At 72.5% G+C, this 15957-nt stretch carries 14 protein-coding genes; 12 read left to right on the plus strand and 2 right to left on the minus strand.

Features of this window, described 5'->3' with window-relative positions; genetic code table 11:
• Positions 1-13: 13 nt before the first annotated feature.
• Complete coding sequence (locus ABZT87_RS17495) at positions 14-1531, minus strand: family 43 glycosylhydrolase (RefSeq protein ID WP_355136580.1); 1518 nt, start codon at positions 1529-1531, stop codon at positions 14-16.
• Between the two features lie 343 nt (positions 1532-1874).
• Here ABZT87_RS17495 and ABZT87_RS17500 point away from each other — a divergent pair, with 343 nt between their 5' ends.
• Together ABZT87_RS17500 and ABZT87_RS17505 are read left to right on the plus strand one after the other, a co-directional pair.
• A complete protein-coding gene (locus tag ABZT87_RS17500; RefSeq protein ID WP_354855631.1) occupies positions 1875-2585 on the plus strand; it encodes an alpha/beta hydrolase in 711 nt (236 codons plus the stop codon).
• A 145-nt stretch (positions 2586-2730) separates the two neighbouring features.
• Positions 2731-3327: a VanZ family protein gene (locus tag ABZT87_RS17505; protein ID WP_354855630.1), complete on the plus strand. Its 597-nt coding sequence runs from the start codon at positions 2731-2733 to the stop codon at positions 3325-3327.
• A 120-nt stretch (positions 3328-3447) separates the two neighbouring features.
• Here ABZT87_RS17505 and ABZT87_RS17510 read toward each other — a convergent pair whose 3' ends face one another.
• Positions 3448-4797 carry a PLP-dependent aminotransferase family protein gene (locus tag ABZT87_RS17510; RefSeq protein ID WP_355136582.1) on the minus strand — a complete coding sequence of 450 codons (1350 nt, stop codon included), beginning with the start codon at positions 4795-4797 and terminating at the stop codon, positions 3448-3450.
• 569 nt (positions 4798-5366) lie between these two features.
• Here ABZT87_RS17510 and ABZT87_RS17515 point away from each other — a divergent pair.
• The 10 genes from ABZT87_RS17515 (at position 5367) to ABZT87_RS17560 (ending at position 15934) form a co-directional block, all read left to right on the plus strand.
• Entirely contained in the window at positions 5367-6674 is a 1308-nt protein-coding gene (locus ABZT87_RS17515; protein WP_355136584.1) for an anthranilate synthase component I family protein, read from the plus strand.
• Positions 6671-7264 (plus strand): aminodeoxychorismate/anthranilate synthase component II, encoded by a 594-nt coding sequence (locus tag ABZT87_RS17520; protein ID WP_355136586.1) that lies wholly within the window; start codon positions 6671-6673, stop codon positions 7262-7264. The genes ABZT87_RS17515 and ABZT87_RS17520 overlap by 4 nt, the downstream gene beginning before the upstream one ends.
• A complete protein-coding gene (locus ABZT87_RS17525; RefSeq protein ID WP_354855626.1) occupies positions 7261-7971 on the plus strand; it encodes an SDR family oxidoreductase in 711 nt (236 codons plus the stop codon). The genes ABZT87_RS17520 and ABZT87_RS17525 overlap by 4 nt, the downstream gene beginning before the upstream one ends.
• Before the next feature lie 64 nt (positions 7972-8035).
• Positions 8036-9460, plus strand: a complete 1425-nt coding sequence (locus ABZT87_RS17530) for a phenylacetate--CoA ligase family protein (protein WP_355065958.1) — start codon at positions 8036-8038, stop codon at positions 9458-9460.
• Entirely contained in the window at positions 9444-10094 is a 651-nt protein-coding gene (locus tag ABZT87_RS17535) for a prephenate dehydratase (RefSeq protein WP_354855624.1), read from the plus strand. The genes ABZT87_RS17530 and ABZT87_RS17535 overlap by 17 nt, the downstream gene beginning before the upstream one ends.
• A gap of 33 nt (positions 10095-10127) precedes the next feature.
• Complete coding sequence (locus ABZT87_RS17540) at positions 10128-11417, plus strand: amidohydrolase family protein (protein ID WP_355136588.1); 1290 nt, start codon at positions 10128-10130, stop codon at positions 11415-11417.
• Entirely contained in the window at positions 11417-12706 is a 1290-nt protein-coding gene (locus ABZT87_RS17545; protein WP_355136590.1) for an MFS transporter, read from the plus strand. The genes ABZT87_RS17540 and ABZT87_RS17545 overlap by 1 nt, the downstream gene beginning before the upstream one ends.
• Positions 12703-13491, plus strand: a complete 789-nt coding sequence (locus tag ABZT87_RS17550) for a phenylalanine--tRNA ligase beta subunit-related protein (RefSeq protein WP_355136592.1) — start codon at positions 12703-12705, stop codon at positions 13489-13491. Before ABZT87_RS17545 ends, ABZT87_RS17550 begins: the two co-directional genes overlap by 4 nt.
• Positions 13488-14723 carry an ATP-grasp domain-containing protein gene (locus tag ABZT87_RS17555; RefSeq protein WP_355136594.1) on the plus strand — a complete coding sequence of 412 codons (1236 nt, stop codon included), beginning with the start codon at positions 13488-13490 and terminating at the stop codon, positions 14721-14723. Before ABZT87_RS17550 ends, ABZT87_RS17555 begins: the two co-directional genes overlap by 4 nt.
• Positions 14714-15934 (plus strand): MFS transporter, encoded by a 1221-nt coding sequence (locus ABZT87_RS17560; RefSeq protein WP_355136596.1) that lies wholly within the window; start codon positions 14714-14716, stop codon positions 15932-15934. The genes ABZT87_RS17555 and ABZT87_RS17560 overlap by 10 nt, the downstream gene beginning before the upstream one ends.
• Positions 15935-15957 lie beyond the last annotated feature (23 nt).

Here is a 15957-nt window from a genome sequence, read left to right on the forward strand (position 1 = left end):
CGGCCCGGTCCAGCTATTCCAGGTGGAAGGTGGCGGAGGCGCGTTCGCCGCTCGAACTGACCGCCTCCAGGTAGAGCAGACCGTCGCGGTGGCGGACGTAGCGGCCCGGGTAGTTCTGCGACTCCAACGAGAGCCCGGCGCTGTCCGCCAGGCCCGACCGGCGCTGGAAGCTCGCGTCGCTGGAGAAGACCGACGAGCCGTCGTTCCGCGCGATGGACAGGGCGAAGCCGTAGTGACGCAGGTAGTAGCCCGGGAAGTTGGTGGATTCCAGCGACACCGTTCCGCCGCCGGCCAGGCCGCTGACGATGCGGAACTGGCTGTCGGCGAGGTTGGTGACGTTCGGCTCGACTCGGGCCCGGTAGTCGTAGTGTCGGATGTAGCTGGTGGTCAGGTCGTGCGACCGCAGCCGGACCGGGGTAACCCCGTCGGGCACCGGGATGCCGAAGTTGGGGGTGCCGTCGGCGTTCCAGTACAGCTTCTGCACCCTGGTCCGTCGGTTCGGGTCGTTGAGCGGATCGCCGCTGATGTCCCGGTAGTTGCGGTCGTGATAGACCAGGATGTCGCTCTGCCCGTCCTCGGAGACGGTGAACGAATTGTGACCGGGACCGTACTGGCCGGTGGCCGCGCTGCTGGTGAACACCGGGTTGGGGCTCTTGCTCCAGGCGGCGGGGTCGAGCAGGTTCGCGGTGGCGGAGGCGCTCAGCATCCCGAGGCAGTAGTTGGCGTCGGTGGCGCTGGCCGAGTAGGTCAGGAAGAGGCGGCCGTTGCGCTGGATCACCGCGGGGCCCTCGGCGACCCGGTAGCCGCGGGTCTCCCAGTCGTACGTCGGCACGACGAGTCGGGTCACGGTGCCGGTGATCTGCCACGGGTTGGCGCCCATCCGGGCGAGGTAGACGTTGGAGTTGGTGGAGATGCCCGGCTCCTGCTGCGCCCAGGTCAGGTAGCGCACGCCGTTGGCCGCGAAGGTCGAGGCGTCCAGGCTGAAGGTGTCCCAGGGTGTCGTGATCCGGCCGCGTTCGGTCCACGAACCGGTCAGCGGATTCGCGTTGGCGTTCTCCAGCACGTACATCCGGATGCGCCACACGTCGTCGGTCCGGCCGGCGGCGAAGTAGACGTACCACCGGTTGTTGATGAAGTGGATCTCCGGCGCCCAGATGTGGGCGCCCATCTCTCCGCTGGTGTGCCGGCTCCAGATCGTCGTCTCCGCGGCCGTCGCCAACCCTTGCAGGGTGGTCGCACGCCGCAGCACGATCCGGTCGTACTGCGGCACGGTCGCGGTCAGGTAGTAGTAGCCGTCGGTGTGCCGGAAGATGTGTGGATCGGCGCGCTGGTTGGCCAGCGGGTTGGTGTAGCTCACGGCGGGTGCGGCGTGCGCCGGCCCGGCGCCCATCGGCAGGCCGGCCGACACGGCGAGCACCACCAGCACCGCGGCCAGGACCGATCGGGGGCGTCGGGCGCCACCGCGGCCGGTACGCCCCGGGCCGCTGACTCGGCCGGCGGCGGCATCGGTTCGGTGGAGTCGCAGCGGCATCTGTCCTCCGTGACGTCTGTGCGCGAGAGCCGATCGGCCGCGAAAGCGGCGATCAACCCGCGGCACCCGCTGGGAAGGAACGCCCGCGGGCCGGGATCATGTCGAGCGCGTTGCGCCCACGTAACGGCCCTAAGTGTTGGCGCTAACATCGATGAGTGTCAAGATGTTCCGGACGCTGCGGCAGAGGGCGGTGCCGACCATGGCATCCAACGCGGCGGACAGATCACCACGATCGAGCGCGACGTGCGGCGGAACGGGACGTTTCGCGGTCGCGGAACGGGTAATCAGGCACGCCGGCGTGGCCGGCGGATGAACACTGTCACGGAGCAAGGGAGCGCGTGTCATGCCCGATCCGGAGCCCACCATCGTCCTCGTGCACGGCGCGTTCGCCGAGTCGGCGAGCTGGAACGGCGTGATCGAGCGGCTGGGCGCCGCGTACAACGTGGTGGCCGCCGCGAACCCGCTGCGCAGCGTCGCGGGCGACGCCGCGTACGTGCGGGACGTGGTACGCGGGATCGGCGGCCCGGTCGTTCTCGTCGGTCATTCGTACGGCGGCATGGTGATCACGCAGGCCGCGGCGGGCGACACAACGGTGCGGGCCCTCGTGTACGTCAACGCCTTCGCTCCGGACACCGGCGAATCGGCGCTGTCGCTGTCCGGGAAGTTCCCCGGCAGCACGCTCGCCGACACCCTGGTGCAGTACCCGGTGTCGACCGGCGGCAACGAGGTGGCGATCGGCCAGGACGCCTATCACGCGCAGTTCGCCGCGGACGTGTCGGGCGACCTTGCCGCGCTGATGGCCCGTACCCAGCGGCCGATCACCGAGCAGGCCCTGAGCGACGGGCTCTCCGGCGACCCCGCCTGGCGAGCCCTGCCCAGCTGGTTCGTGTTCGGCGACGCCGACATGAACATCCCGGCCGCCGCGCACCGGTTCATGGCCGAGCGGGCCGCCCCGCGGGGCCAGCGCGAGATCGTCGGTGGCTCGCACGCGATGGCGGTGGCCCGGCCGGGTGAGGTCGCCGAGTCGATCATCGAGGCGGTCCGGGCCACCTGAGTGGCCGACGCGACGCGACGGGTCACGTCGTAGCGAGCCGACCCGGGCCGGGCGCAGCGACTGATCAACCGCCGCGGCCGGTCGTCTCCCGGTTCGTCGTGGACGCATGGCGACGCCTCGGTGGGAAGGCGGCTATGGTGCCCGGGTGGTGATCGAGGGGTGGCACGGCTGGGTCGGCTCGTTCACCGGCGTCGTGCTCATCACGGTGGCCGCACTGCCGTTGGCCGCGCTGGCGGTGTGGGCTCTGGCCCGCCGTCGGCGTGCGAACGGCGCCCCGTGGGCGTGGCGAACGTCGTTGGCCGAGGTCGGCATCGTGTACGGGACGCTGCCGTGGGTCTGGATGATCATGTTGCCGGGCTCCCGGGCGGGTGCTGTTCCCGGGCGGCTGAGCCTGGTGCCGCTCCGTGACCTGTTCACCATCTTCTCCGACGGAGGGCTGCTGACGCTGACGGGTCAGGTCGTCGGCAACCTCCTGGTGTTCGCGGCGTTGGGATTCTTCGCTCCGCTGCGGTTCGCGGCACTGGCGTCCGTACCACGGATCGTGGCGCTCGCCGCGGGCTGCTCGGTCCTGGTCGAGGCCGCGCAGTACGTCCTGCGGTTGGACCGGGTGACGTCCGTGGACGATGTACTGCTCAACGCCGCCGGCGCCGGGCTGGCCGCGTTCGCGGCGCGCCGCTGGTGGCGCGGCAGGGCCGACACGGCGTCGGATCGGCCGCGATCGGTCACGGCGTCGCCACGCTGACCTCCGGGCTCCGCCCCAGCGAGGCTTCACGCGCGATGGTTGCGTCGACGTCCAGACCCCGTGCGGTCACCGGGACACTCCGCCGGAGCCCGCCGCCAGTACCAAGCGGATTTCGCGGCTTCACGCACCGCTGCCGCCGGTCGTCTCCCGGTAGGCAGCCGCGATCCCGGCCAGCCCGCGGCCCAGCTCGGGGCCGCGTACCCCGGCGTAGCCGACGACCAGCGCCGGCGGCCGGTCGTCCGCACGCAGGGCGTAGAAGCGGCCGCCGCGGACCAGCACCGACCGGCGGCGGGCCGCCTGCACCAACGCCTCCTCGGCGCACCGCGCCGGCAGCGCCAGGTACGCCTGGAGCCCGCCGTTCTGACCGAGGACGGTGACGTCGGGCAGGTGGCGGGAGACGAACTGCTGGACCGCCTGACGGCGTTTCTGGACGTCGGAGCCGAGTCGGCGCAGGTGCCGGTCGAACGCGCCGGTGTCGATCAGCCGGGCGAAGGCGAGTTGCTCCAGGCCGGAGCAGCCGATGTCCCAGCCGGCGCGGATCCGCTCGACGCGTGCGGTCAGGTCGGCCGGGGTGGCCAGCCAGCCGAGGCGCAGCGCCGGGGCGAGGACCTTGCTGGCGCTGCCGGCGTAGATCACCCGGTCCGGTGCGAGGCTCTGCAGCGCCGGCATCCGCTGCGCCGGGGCGACCAGGGCGGCGTCGAAGTCGTCCTCGACGAGGTAACCGTCCACCTCCTGCGCCCAGGCGACCAGGTGCGCCCGGCGTTGCGCACTGAGCGTGACCCCGGTCGGGAACTGGCTGGCCGGGGTGACGAGCGCGGCGCGGACCCCGCTCGCGGCCAGCGCGTCGACCCGGATGCCGTCGCTGTCCACCGGGATGCCCACCGGACGCAGTCCGGCCTCGGCGATGAACTCCCACTCGCCCGGGTGCCCCGGGTCCTCCACCCCGATGGTGTCGTGGCCCCGGTCGCGCAACTCGCGGCAGAGCAGCGCGAGGCCCTGCGCGAAGCCTGACGTGATCATGAGGTGTTCGGGTCGGGTGCGGACGCCGCGGACCCGGCCGAGGTAGCCGGCGAGGGTGTGCCGGACGACCGGCAGGCCGGACGGTGGGGCGTACCCCAGCTCCCGGCGGCCGGCCGAGGTGACCACCGCGCTGACCGCCCGGATCCAGTCCTGGCGGGGGAAGGTGGAGTCGTGCAGGCCGCCGGTGCGCAGGTCGTGGACCGCCGCGGCGGGCGCACGGTCGTCCGGGGTGAGCGCCGAGCCGACGTCGGTACGCGTCGCCGCCACGGACGTGCCCGAGCCGTGCTGGGAGACGAGGTACCCCTCGGCGCAGAGCTGTTCGTACGCCTCGACGACCACACTGCGGGACACCCCGAGGTCGGCGGCGAGTTGCCGGCTCGACGGCACGCGGGTGCCGGGACGCAGCGTGCCCTCCTCGATCTGCGTACGAAATGCGTTACGGAGCTGCACCGCCAGCGTTTCACGTGATTGAGCATCTATTGACAGGCTTAGATTCAGGGACAAGTGGTCCGCTCCGAGATCGTCGAAGTGGTATGGACAGCGTGATCCGTGCCTGTGGAAAGTGTTGGCCGGGCGCGCAACCGCTCACTGACCGGCGAATCAGGGCGTACGTTCCGAGAATGTCCAATGCGGACGCCTCCACCGCCGGTGCCAGAGTGGTCGTGCGAGTCCTTTCGTCTGGGGGGAAGGGTCCGACCTGCCGCGTCGCCGGTGGGGTCAGCGCCGACGGTGGCGCGGAATCGGGCTGTTCAGAGGGGGTTCCGCAAGTGTCCCTATTGTCAACAGAGCTCGCCACGTGGCCCATCCCGTCGCATTCGGTGGCGGTGGCACATACACCATTGACCAACTCAATTCCCATAGAGGTGACATCTGTCACACTGCCGTCGATCGATCCTTTGTCGCTCTATACGGCACTCGCGGAAAGTTGCGCTGACAACGATCTGTATCTCTTCGAAAGCCTGGACGGCCCGGCGCAGGACCGGTGTGCCGCAGCCGTCGGCTGGGGTCTTCTCGCCGAGGTGCGGTTCATCGCCGACCGGCTGGAGGTGACCGCCGAGGGTGCGCTCGGCGACGCCGTGGCCGCCGTGCTGACCGCCGTCCTAGGCGAGCCGGTCCGGCACCGCGGCGCCCAGCGGGTCTGGCCGGTCGCTGGACCGAGCGAGGTGTGGGCCGCCGTCCGGGCCGTGCAGCGGGCGTTCGCGGTCCGCACCTCAGTCCCCGCCGACAGCTTCGCCTTCGGTTTCCTCACCACCCTGGCGTACGAGGCCGCGCGGGACATGGACGAGCTCTCCGTCGACCGGGTGGTCGACGACATCCCGCGTTGCACACTCGCGCTGTTCCGGCACACCGTCTGGTGGGACCTGCGCGCCGGCACGGTGCGGCAGCTCTCCGCCTCCGGCCCGCACCTGCCGCCGGACGACGACGCCGCCCGGCTACCGGACCTTCCCGGGCCGGCCGACGGCCACCCGGACGTGCCGGCCGCCCCGCCGCCCAGCCTGGTCCGGGACACCGTGGACGAGGAGACGTTCGCCGCCCGGGTGAAGCAGTGCCTGCGGCACATCGAGGTGGGGGACAGCTACCAGATCCAGATCGGCCACCGGATCGACGTGGAGACCACGCTCACGCCGCTGGAGGTCTACCGACGGCTGCGCCACCGCAACCCGTCGCCGTACATGTACCTGACCCCGTGGGCCGGCCAGACCGTCATCGGGGCGAGCCCGGAGCTGTTCCTGCGCATCGAACAGGGCCGGCTGTCGATGCGGCCGATCGCCGGCACCGCGCCCCGGGCCACCGACCCGGAGACCGACCGACGGCGGGTGGCCGAGCTGGCGGCCAGCGAGAAGGAACGGGCCGAGCACGTCATGCTTGTCGACCTGTGCCGCAACGACATCGGCCGGGTCTGCGTGCCCGGCACGCTCAGCGTCGACGCCATGTTCGACGTCGAGCCGTTCGCGTACGTGCACCACCTGGTCTCCACCGTCTCCGGCCAGCTCGCCGACGACGCCGACGTGTGGGCGGCGATCTGCGCCACCTTCCCGGCCGGCACCATGACCGGCGCCCCCAAGCTGCGGGCGATGGAGATCATCGACGGCTTGGAGGACGAGCCTCGGGGCGTCTACGCGGGCGCCGTCGGGCTCGTGGACGTCCGCGGGTACGCCGTGCTCGCGCTCTGCATCCGCACCGCCGTGCACGACGGCCGGCGCTACCGCACCCAGGCGTCCGCCGGGGTGGTGGCCGACTCCACACCGGGCGACGAGTGGCGGGAGACGCTGGCCAAGATGAACGCCACCTTCTGGGCCCTGACCGGTGCGGAGCTGCTGTCGTGAAGGTCCTGCTCGTCGACGCGTACGACAGTTTCACCCACATCATCGACCAGTACCTGCGGACGCTCGGCGCGCGGACCGTGGTGGTCCGCTCCCGGACGCGGACCAGCGACCAGCTCGCGGCCCTGCGACCGGACGCGGTGGTGCTCGGCCCCGGGCCTGGTCATCCCGCCGAGTCCGGGCACGTGGAGCTGGTGCACGCCTTCGCCGGCCAGGTCCCGCTGCTCGGCGTCTGCCTCGGCCATCAGGCGATCGGCCTCGCGTACGGGGGGACGGTCGCGGTCGCCCGGCACCTGATGCACGGCAAGACCAGCGTCGTCACGCACGACGGTCGAGGGGTCTTCGACGGCGCGCCCGCCCCGCTCACCGTGACCCGCTACCACTCGCTCATCGTCGCGGACCCGGCGCCGCTGGCCCTGCACGTCACCGCGCGGTCGTCCGACGACGGCTACGTGATGGGGGTACGACACCGGGCCCTGCCGGTCGAGGGGGTGCAGTTCCACCCGGAAAGCGTGCTCACCGAGGACGGGCTGCGCCTGTTCGACAACTTCCTGCGCAGCGCGTCGGCGACGCTGACGGCGGGTTCGTCATGACCGACCGGTCGGCACCCCTCGCCGTGGTCACCGGCGCGGCGGGCGGCATCGGTCGGGCCGTGACCGCGGCCCTGACCGAGTCCGGGCACCGCGTGCTCGGCGTGGACGTCGACCCGGCCGTCGACCCGGCGGCGTACGCCTCGCTTGTCGCCGACGTGGCCGTGCCGGAGCAGGTCGAGCAGCTCTTCGCGGAGATCCGCGAGCGGTACGGCCTGCCGGAGGTGCTGGTGAACAACGCCGGGGTCTACCACGCCCGGGCCTTCCTCGACTACGACCCGAAGACGTACGCGCAGGTGTTCGACGTCAACGTGGGCGCCGCGTTCTTCTGCACGCAGGCGTTCGCCCGCGCCCTGATCAGCGCCGGCCGGCCCGGCACGGTGGTCAACGTCGCCTCGATCAGCGGGCAGTCCGGCAGCCCGGACGCGGCGTACGGGGCGTCGAAGGGTGCGTGCATCGCGCTCACCCACAGCCTCGGCCGGTCGCTCGCCGAGCACCGCATCCGGGTCAACGCGGTCGCTCCCGGCCTGGTCGAGACCCCGATGGCCGCCCGGATTCCGGCGCAGCGTCGCGACGACTACCGGGCCCGGATTCCCGTCGGCCGGTTCGGCACACCGGCCGAGATCGCCGCGGCCGTCGCCTGGCTCGCCGACCCGGCCAGCAGCTACGTCACCGCCACTGTGGTGGACGTCAACGGCGGCCTGCACTGAGCCGCGTCACCGCCCGAGCGCCGATCGCACCGCAGCCGGCTCACCCCTGGAGAGGATCCCGACCATGTGGCTTCCGACCACCGGACCGGCGGCCGACTTCGCCGTCGACTACCTGGCCCTGCACAAGGCCTTCTACGACCGCACCCTCGATCCCGCCGAGCTGAACGCGTGGCGGGAACGCCAACTGCGCACGGTGCTCGACCAGGTGACGACCGGCTCGCCGTTCTACGCCCGGCACCTGGCCGACGTCGACCTCGCCACGATCACCCCGGCGACCCTCGACCGGCTGCCCTTCACGACGAAGACGCACCTGCGCGAGGAGATGCTCGACGTGCTCAGCCGACCGCTGGCCGAGGGAATCTTCTTCTATGAGACGACCGGCACGACGGGCCGCGCGACCCCGTGCCCCCGCGACGGTCGGGAGGTGGTGGCCAGCAACGCCCACGTCACCGAGTCCTGGGCGTCGATCTTCCGCCACCACTTCGGCGACCACCCGCCGCGGATCGGGCTGATGGGCCCGACCGAGGTGCACTCCTTCGGCGACACCCTCGGTGACATCGCCCGCAACGTCGGCTCGCTGAACGCGAAGATCTGGCCGTACTCGCCGGTGATCGGGTTCGCCAAGGCGTTGCAACTCATGAAGGACCTGGAGCTGGAGGTCGTCTGCTGCACGCCGGGTGTGGCCATGATGCTCGCCAAGGCGGCCGAGCACTACGGCTACCGGCTGCGCGAGGACTTCGCCGTCAAACTGCTCTTCGTCACCGGCGAGATGTGCACCCCGGCGCTGGCCCGCAATCTGGAGTCCGTCTGGGGCGCGGACGTCTACAACATCCTGTACGGCTCGCAGGAGGCGTTCGTCATCGCCACCGCCTGCCGCAACAAGCGGATGCACCTTTCCCAGACCAACTACCTCATCGAGGTGGTGGACCCGGAGACGGGCGCGTCGCACGGCCCGCGCGGCAGCGGGGAACTCACCGTCACCATGCTGATCGACGGGGTGAAACCGCTGGTCCGCTACCGCACCGGCGACGCGGTGATCGTCGAGGCGTCCGACTGTGACTGCGAGATGGCCGGCGACCTCGTGCAGATCGTCGGCCGGACCCTGGACCGCATCGAGCTGGGCGGTCGACGCTTCACCGCCGGCCAGATCGAGACGGCCGTGTTGACCGGGGTCACCGGCTCCGGCGGCTACCAGGTGGTGATCGACCACGACCCGGCCGCCGGCGGCGACCGGCTGACCGTCCGCCTGGAACTGCTCAAGGACCTCGTCGACGACCCCGCCGGGGTGGCCGACGGCACCCGGGAGCGGGCCGCCGCCGCGCTCGGCGTACCCGTCGAGGTGGAGCTGACCGACGGGCTCGACCCGATCGTCAGCACCGGCGCCTTCGTGAGCTGGAAGGCCGCCCGGATCGTCGACCGGCGGGTCGAGGCCGACCACGAGACCCAGGTGGCGCAGCGGATGGCGGGCAACCGTGGCTACACCACCTGAGACCGTCGCCGACGAGCGGGTGCCGGCGCTGCCCGGGCCGCTCACCGAGGCGTACGGGCGGCGCTGGCGCAGCGTGGTGGACGGTTGGGCGAGCCGGCCCGGCACCACGCTGGCCACGCTCGGCCCGCCCGGGACGTCCAGCCACCTGACCGCGGTGTTCCTCGCCGAGCGGCACGGGCTGCGCGTCGAGCTGTCCGACACCTTCGACGCGGTGCTCGCGGCGCTGGTGGACCGGCGGGTCGACCAGGCCCTCGTGCCGAGCGCCTACCAGGGGCTCACCCGCTTCCACTGGCACCGCGACCTGCGGCTGGAGGCCTACTTCGCCCAGGCCACCCCGGAGTACGGCATCGCGGCCCATCCGGACCGCGAGCCGGACGCCTCCGGTGGTCAGCTCGCCGTGGCCGCTCTCTGGGAGGTCCGGCGGATCTTCACCGACCTCGCGCCACCGGCCCTGCGGGACCGGTCGGTGCGGTGGGTCGACGCCGACTCCACCCAGCACGCCGCCGAGATCCTCGCCGCCGGCGGCGCCGACGTCGCCGTGACCAACGCGCCCGGGGTCGACGGCCACGGCCTGCGGTGGGTGGCCCGCCGTCCGGGCGCCGAGATCGTGTGGACCCTGTTCGGCCGCCGCTGAGACCAGACACCGAGAGAACCGGAGAGACGCCTCGTGTCCCGACGAATGCTGCTGCACCGCGCCACCGTCCAGGAAGGACTGGCGGTGCCCTCCCGACCGCGCCACAGCGTGCTGCTCGACGGCGAGCGCATCGTGGCCGTGCTACCCGAGGCGCAGGCGCCCCTGCACGACCCGGACATCGACGTCCTGGACCTCGACGGCCGGACGGTCATGCCGGGCATGACGCTCGGCCACACCCACATCGCGTACCTGAACGTGCTCGACGGTCGGGAGATGCTGTTCAAGTACAGCATCCCGGAGGTGACCCTCGGCGCCGCCGCCAACGCGGCGGCGATGCTGCGGCTGGGCTACACCGCCTTCGTCGGCGCCGGCTCGGTGGCCGGCATCGACATGGCGCTGCGCCGGGCGATCGACGCCGGCCAGCTGCCCGGCCCGCGCATCACCCCGTGCAGCCGGGACCTGATGGTGTCCGGTCCGCCGGAGCGCCGCAACCCGGCGGTCAAGCAGCGCATCCCGAGCGACCTCATGCGGCTGGCCGACACCCCGGAAGAGTTGATCGAGTACGTCGACACGGAGGTCAACCAGGGCGCGGAGATCATCAAGGTCTTCTCCACCGGGGACGACACGTTCCCCAACGGCCGCTCCCACGAGCTGCTGTTCACCGCCGAGGAGCTGGTGATCGCGGCGCGGGCGGCGCACGAGCGGGGGGTCCGCATCCGGGCGCACTCGCGCGGGCTGGGCGGCATCCGCAACGCCATCGCCGCCGGGGTCGACGTGATCGACCACGCCACGTACGCCGACGACGCGGCCCTGGAGGCGATCGCCGAGCGGGGCATCTTCGTGGTGCCGAGCCTGCACCAGCCGTACCGGCTGCTCACCACCGGCACGCGACATGGCAAGACCCCGGAGTACCTGGAGACGCTCGAGTTCCAGGCCGAGGTGGAGAACACCCTGCGCATCCTGCCGCTGATGGTGCAGATGGGCATCCCCATCGTGGCCGGCGACGACTTCGGGTTCGCCTGGACCCCGCACGGCCGGTACGCCGAGGAGCTGGAGACCTACGTGACCATGGCCGGCATTCCCGCGCCGGTGGTGCTGACCTGGGCCACGGCCAACGGCGCGCGGCTGGCCGGGCGCGGCGACGACGCGGGCACGGTGCAGCCGGGCCGGCTGGCCGACCTGGTCGTCACCGATGGCGACCCGGCCGAGGACATCACGGTGCTGGGCCGGCCGGAGGCGATCGAGCTGGTGCTGCTGGGCGGCCGGGTGGTCGCCGGGGACGCCGCCCGCTACCGCGCCGGGCAGCCGGCGGGAGTGGCGTGATGCGGCGGTCCGTGCCCGTCGTCCCGCTGCTCGCCGTCGGGGCGTTCGCCATCGGCACCGACACCTTCGTCGTCGCGGGGGTGCTCCCCGAGGTGGCCCGCACGCTGCGGGTGAGCGTCGCCTCGGCCGGGTGGGTGAGCACGGTATTCGCCCTCGCGTACGCCGTCGCCGCCCCGGTGCTCGGCGCGCTGGCCGGCCGGCTGGAGCGGCGTACCGTGCTGGTGATCTCGCTGGTCGGGTTCACCCTGGGCAACGTCGCCTCGGCGCTCGCCCCCGACCTGCCGCTGCTGCTGCTGGCCCGGGTCCTCACGGCGGTCAGCGCCGCGCTCTACGTCCCGGCCGCCACCGCGTCGGCGGCCGCGCTGGCCCCGCCCGAGCGGCGTGGCCGGGCCATGGCCGTGGTGCTCGGCGGCCTCTCCGCGGCCACCGTGGCCGGGGTGCCGTTCGGCACCTGGCTCGCCGCCGACCTGCAGTGGCGGGCCACCTTCTGGCTGCTCGCCGCCCTCGGCGCCGCCTGCGCGGTGGCGGTGCTGGTCGGCCTGCCGAGGCTGGCGCTGCCGCCCGGCCCATCGCTGGCAGCCCGGCTCGCCCCGGTGCGCGAGAGCCGCGTCGGGTTGGCGGTGCTCACCACCGCGCTCTTCATGACCGGCGGCTACCTCGCCCTGACGTACGTCGGGGCGCTGCTCGCGCTGGCCACCGACGGCGACGGAACCCTGCTCGCGGTGCTGCTGCTGATCTTCGGTGTGCCGGCGGTCGCCGGGACGGTGCTCGGCGGGCGGGCCACCGACCGCTTCGGTGGCCTGCCGGTCCTGGTGGTCTCGATCACCGGGCTCGCCCTGGTGCTGGTCACGCTGCCGCTGACCCGGCAGGCGCTGCTTCCGGCCGCGCTGGCCATGGCGGCCTGGGGCGTCACCGCGATGGCCACGCAGCCGGCCCAGCAGCATCGGCTCTTCACGATCGCGCCGACCTCCGGGCCGCTGCTGCTGTCCCTCAACTCCTCGGCCACGTTCGTGGGCATCGCCCTCGGCGGCTTCCTCGGCAACCGGCTGTTGCGCCACGGCGGCGCGGACGCCCTCGACCTGCTCGGGCCGGTCGGCGCCGCACTCTGCGTCCTGGCGGTGGGCACCACGCTGCTCGGCGCGCGGACCCGTGCCGGCAGTCGCGACGACCGGCCACCGACCGCCCGATTGGCCACACCGGATCACCCCGGATTGGCCACACCCAGTGGTCGTCGCGCTGCGTACGGTCGGACCGACAATCGGACCCGAACCTCACGAGGATCACGATGACCCAGCTCAGCGACGGTGCGGACACCCTCACCGTCCGCATCGACGACCGGGTGCTGACCGCAGTGCCGGACTACGTCCTCGGCGTGCTCGCCCTGCCGGCGATCGAGGTCGCCCCGGCGCCTCCCCGCGTGACGGCGTTGCTGACCGCCGCCGAGGACGCGCTGCACGCGGCCGGCCTGGACAAGGCGGGGGTGGCCGAGTTGCCGGGCATTGCCGCGTGGCGGGAGGCGTACCGGACGGTGGGGGTGAACCCGAACCGGTTCCCCTGCGCCGCCGAGTCGATCGCCCGACGGGTCGCCAAGGGCGACCGGCTGCCCCGGATCAACGCCCTGGTCGACCTCTGCAACGCCGTCTCGCTCGGCGCGGCGCTGCCGGTGGCCTCGTGCGCGGTCGACGGCATCACCGACCTCGTCGTCCGACCGGCCGACGGCACCGAGACGTTCCTGCCCCTCGGCGTGCCCGACGCGCCGGAGCGACCCGAGCCGGGCGAGGTCGTCTACGCCGACGCCGACGGGCGGGCCCACTCCCGGCGCTGGAACTGGCGGCAGGGACACCTGGTCCGCACCGACCTGGGCCGGCACCGGCTGCTGCTCACCGTCGAGTCGGCCCATCCCGGCGGCCGGGCGGAGGTCGTGGACGCGCTGGCCCGGCTGGCCGCCGCCCTCGACGACCTGTCCGACGCCCCGCGGCAGGAGGCGGTGCTCGACGCAGGGACGACAAGCGCCGTCCTGCGTACCGCAGGCCCGCTCAGCTCCGCCGGCAACCACCAGGGGAGTCGTCCGTGAACCGCGCGATCCTGGTGATCTACCGGCCGGCGGCCGGCCGGTACGCGGCCCAGTTCCGCAGCGTGGTCGCCGCCGCCGCCGAGCTGGGCGTGACCACCGTGGCGCTGCTGCCGACCGGGCAGCCGGCCGCCGAAGCCGCCGGCCTGCCCTGCTACCACGCCGACCTCGACGACACCGAGGCCGTCCGCTCGGTCGTCGCGACGATCCTCGCCACGCACCCGGTGCGGCGCATCTTCCCGCTCTTCGAGGGTGACGTGCTGACCGCCGCGTACTGCCGGCGCGACCACGGCATCGACGGGCTCGACCCGGAGGAGGCCCTGACCTTCCGGGACAAGAACGTGATGCACCGCCGGGCCACCGAGCTGGGCGTGCCGGTGGCCCGTTCGTGCCGCCCGGAGACGGTGGGGGCGGTCGCCGAGTTCGCCGCCGAGGTGGGCTGGCCGGTGGTGATCAAGCCGTACGCCGGCTGGGCCTGCGGCGACACCCACCGGGTGGACTCCACCGAGGACCTGGCCCGGGTGTGGCCGCTGATCGCCGACGACCGGCACGACTACCGGGTGGAGGAGTACGTCCGGGGCGCCGAGTACCACGTCGACTCGCTGCTGCGCGACGGCGAGGTGGTCTTCGAGCAGCTCTCCCGCTACACGTACTCGGTCCTGGAGTTCCGCGACGAGCCCGGCGGCACGGTCTCCCGCAAGCACGATCTGACCCCTGCGGAGCGGCGCATCCTGGCCGCCAGCGCCACCGTGCTGCGCGGCTTCGGGATGCGTACCGGCGTGGCGCACGTGGAGTTCTTCCTCCGCGACGACGGCGAGGTCGTCTTCGGCGAGGCGGCCGCACGGGCCGGCGGCGGCTCGATCGTCCCCGCCATCCAGGCCGGCCGGGGGATCAACCTGGCGGGGGAGTGGTGCCGCCTGGAACTGGACCCGGAGCACGTGCCGGCGGCCACCCTCGGCCCGGAGATCGGCACCGAATACCTCTGCTCCGACCGGTACGGCCGGATCACCGCGATCACCACGGCCGACGAGCTGCGGGCGCTGGACGCGGTGCGCGACGCGGACGTGTGGAAGACCGTCGGGGACGTGCTCGCCGTGCCGACCGCCTCCAACGACGTGCTCGGCTGGTACGTCTGCGAGGGCCGGGACTTCGACGACGTCCGTGCCCGGTTCAAGGTCATCCGGGACTCCTTCGAGGTGCGCACCGAGCCGGTGGGGGAGCCGTCATGTGGCTGACCCGGTTCCGGGCCCTGCCGCGCCCGCTGCGGATGCTGGTCTACGCCTCCTTCATCAACCGGGCCGGCATGTTCGTGTTCCCGCTGCTCGCGGTCTACCTCGTGCAGAGCCGGCACCTCAGCACCGGCGAGGCTGGCGTGCTGATCTCCGTCGGCAGCACCGGCCTGCTCGCCGGTAGCCTGCTCAGCGGCCCGGTCTGTGCCCGGGCCGGCCGACGCGCCGCGCTGGTGTCGAGCCTGCTGCTCAACGCGGCCGGTTACCTGGGCCTCGCCCTGGTCAACGGTCCCACCTGGACGTACGCGGTGCTGCTCTTCGTCGCGCTGGTCGGGATGGGGATGTTCGCTCCGGCGGCGAACACGCTGATCGCCGACCTGACCGAGCCCGGTGAGCGGCCCTTCGCGTACACGGTCAGCTACCTCGCCAACAACCTCGGCATGGGGGTCGGCCCGCTGCTCGGCGGGTTCGCGGCGGCCTTCTCGTACCAGCTGATGTTCGCCGGGAACATCCTGCTCGGCCTGCTCGCGGCGGCGACCATCTGGCTCTTCGTGCCGGCGGACACCCGGCGTGCCCAGACGGCGTCGTCGACCGCGAACACCGGACGGGCCGGGCTGCTGCGTGACATCGACGTGGCGGTGCTGGTGCTCGTCTCGTTCTGCTACGTCGCGCCGCTGATCGGCCTGGAATACACGCTGCCCCTCGCGGTCACCACAGTGCTGCACTCGTCGGTGGCGCTGGTCGGGGCGGTCTACACCATCAACAGCGTCGTCGTGGTCAGCGCGAGCCTGCTGATCGAGAAGCGGATCAAGGCGTACTCGACCCGGGTCCTGCTGATCGTGGCGGGCCTGCTCTGGTCGACCGGGATGGCCGTCCTGGTGTTCGCGTTCTCGCTGCCCGCCGTGCTGCTCTCCACGGTGGTCTGGACCCTCGGCGAGATCATCGCGTCGGTGGTGGTGCCCACCTACATCGCCGACCACGTGGCGGAGCACCGGGTCAGCGGCTTCATGGCCCTGAACGCCTTCGTGCTCAGCTCCGCCCGGTTGGTCGTGCCGATGGGTCTCGGCTTCGTCTGGCAGACCCAGGGACACCGTCCCGTTCTCCTGCTGCTCCTGCTGACCCCGGTGGTCGGCATGGTCGCGTTCGCAGCGCTGCGGATCCGACCGGCCGTCCGGCCCGTGCCGGCACTCGCCGAACCGGCCACCGCCAGTCCCTGACACCCCACCCCGCATCGGAAGAG

This window comes from Micromonospora sp. NPDC005237, from assembly GCF_040607775.1.
GTDB lineage: Bacteria > Actinomycetota > Actinomycetes > Mycobacteriales > Micromonosporaceae > Micromonospora.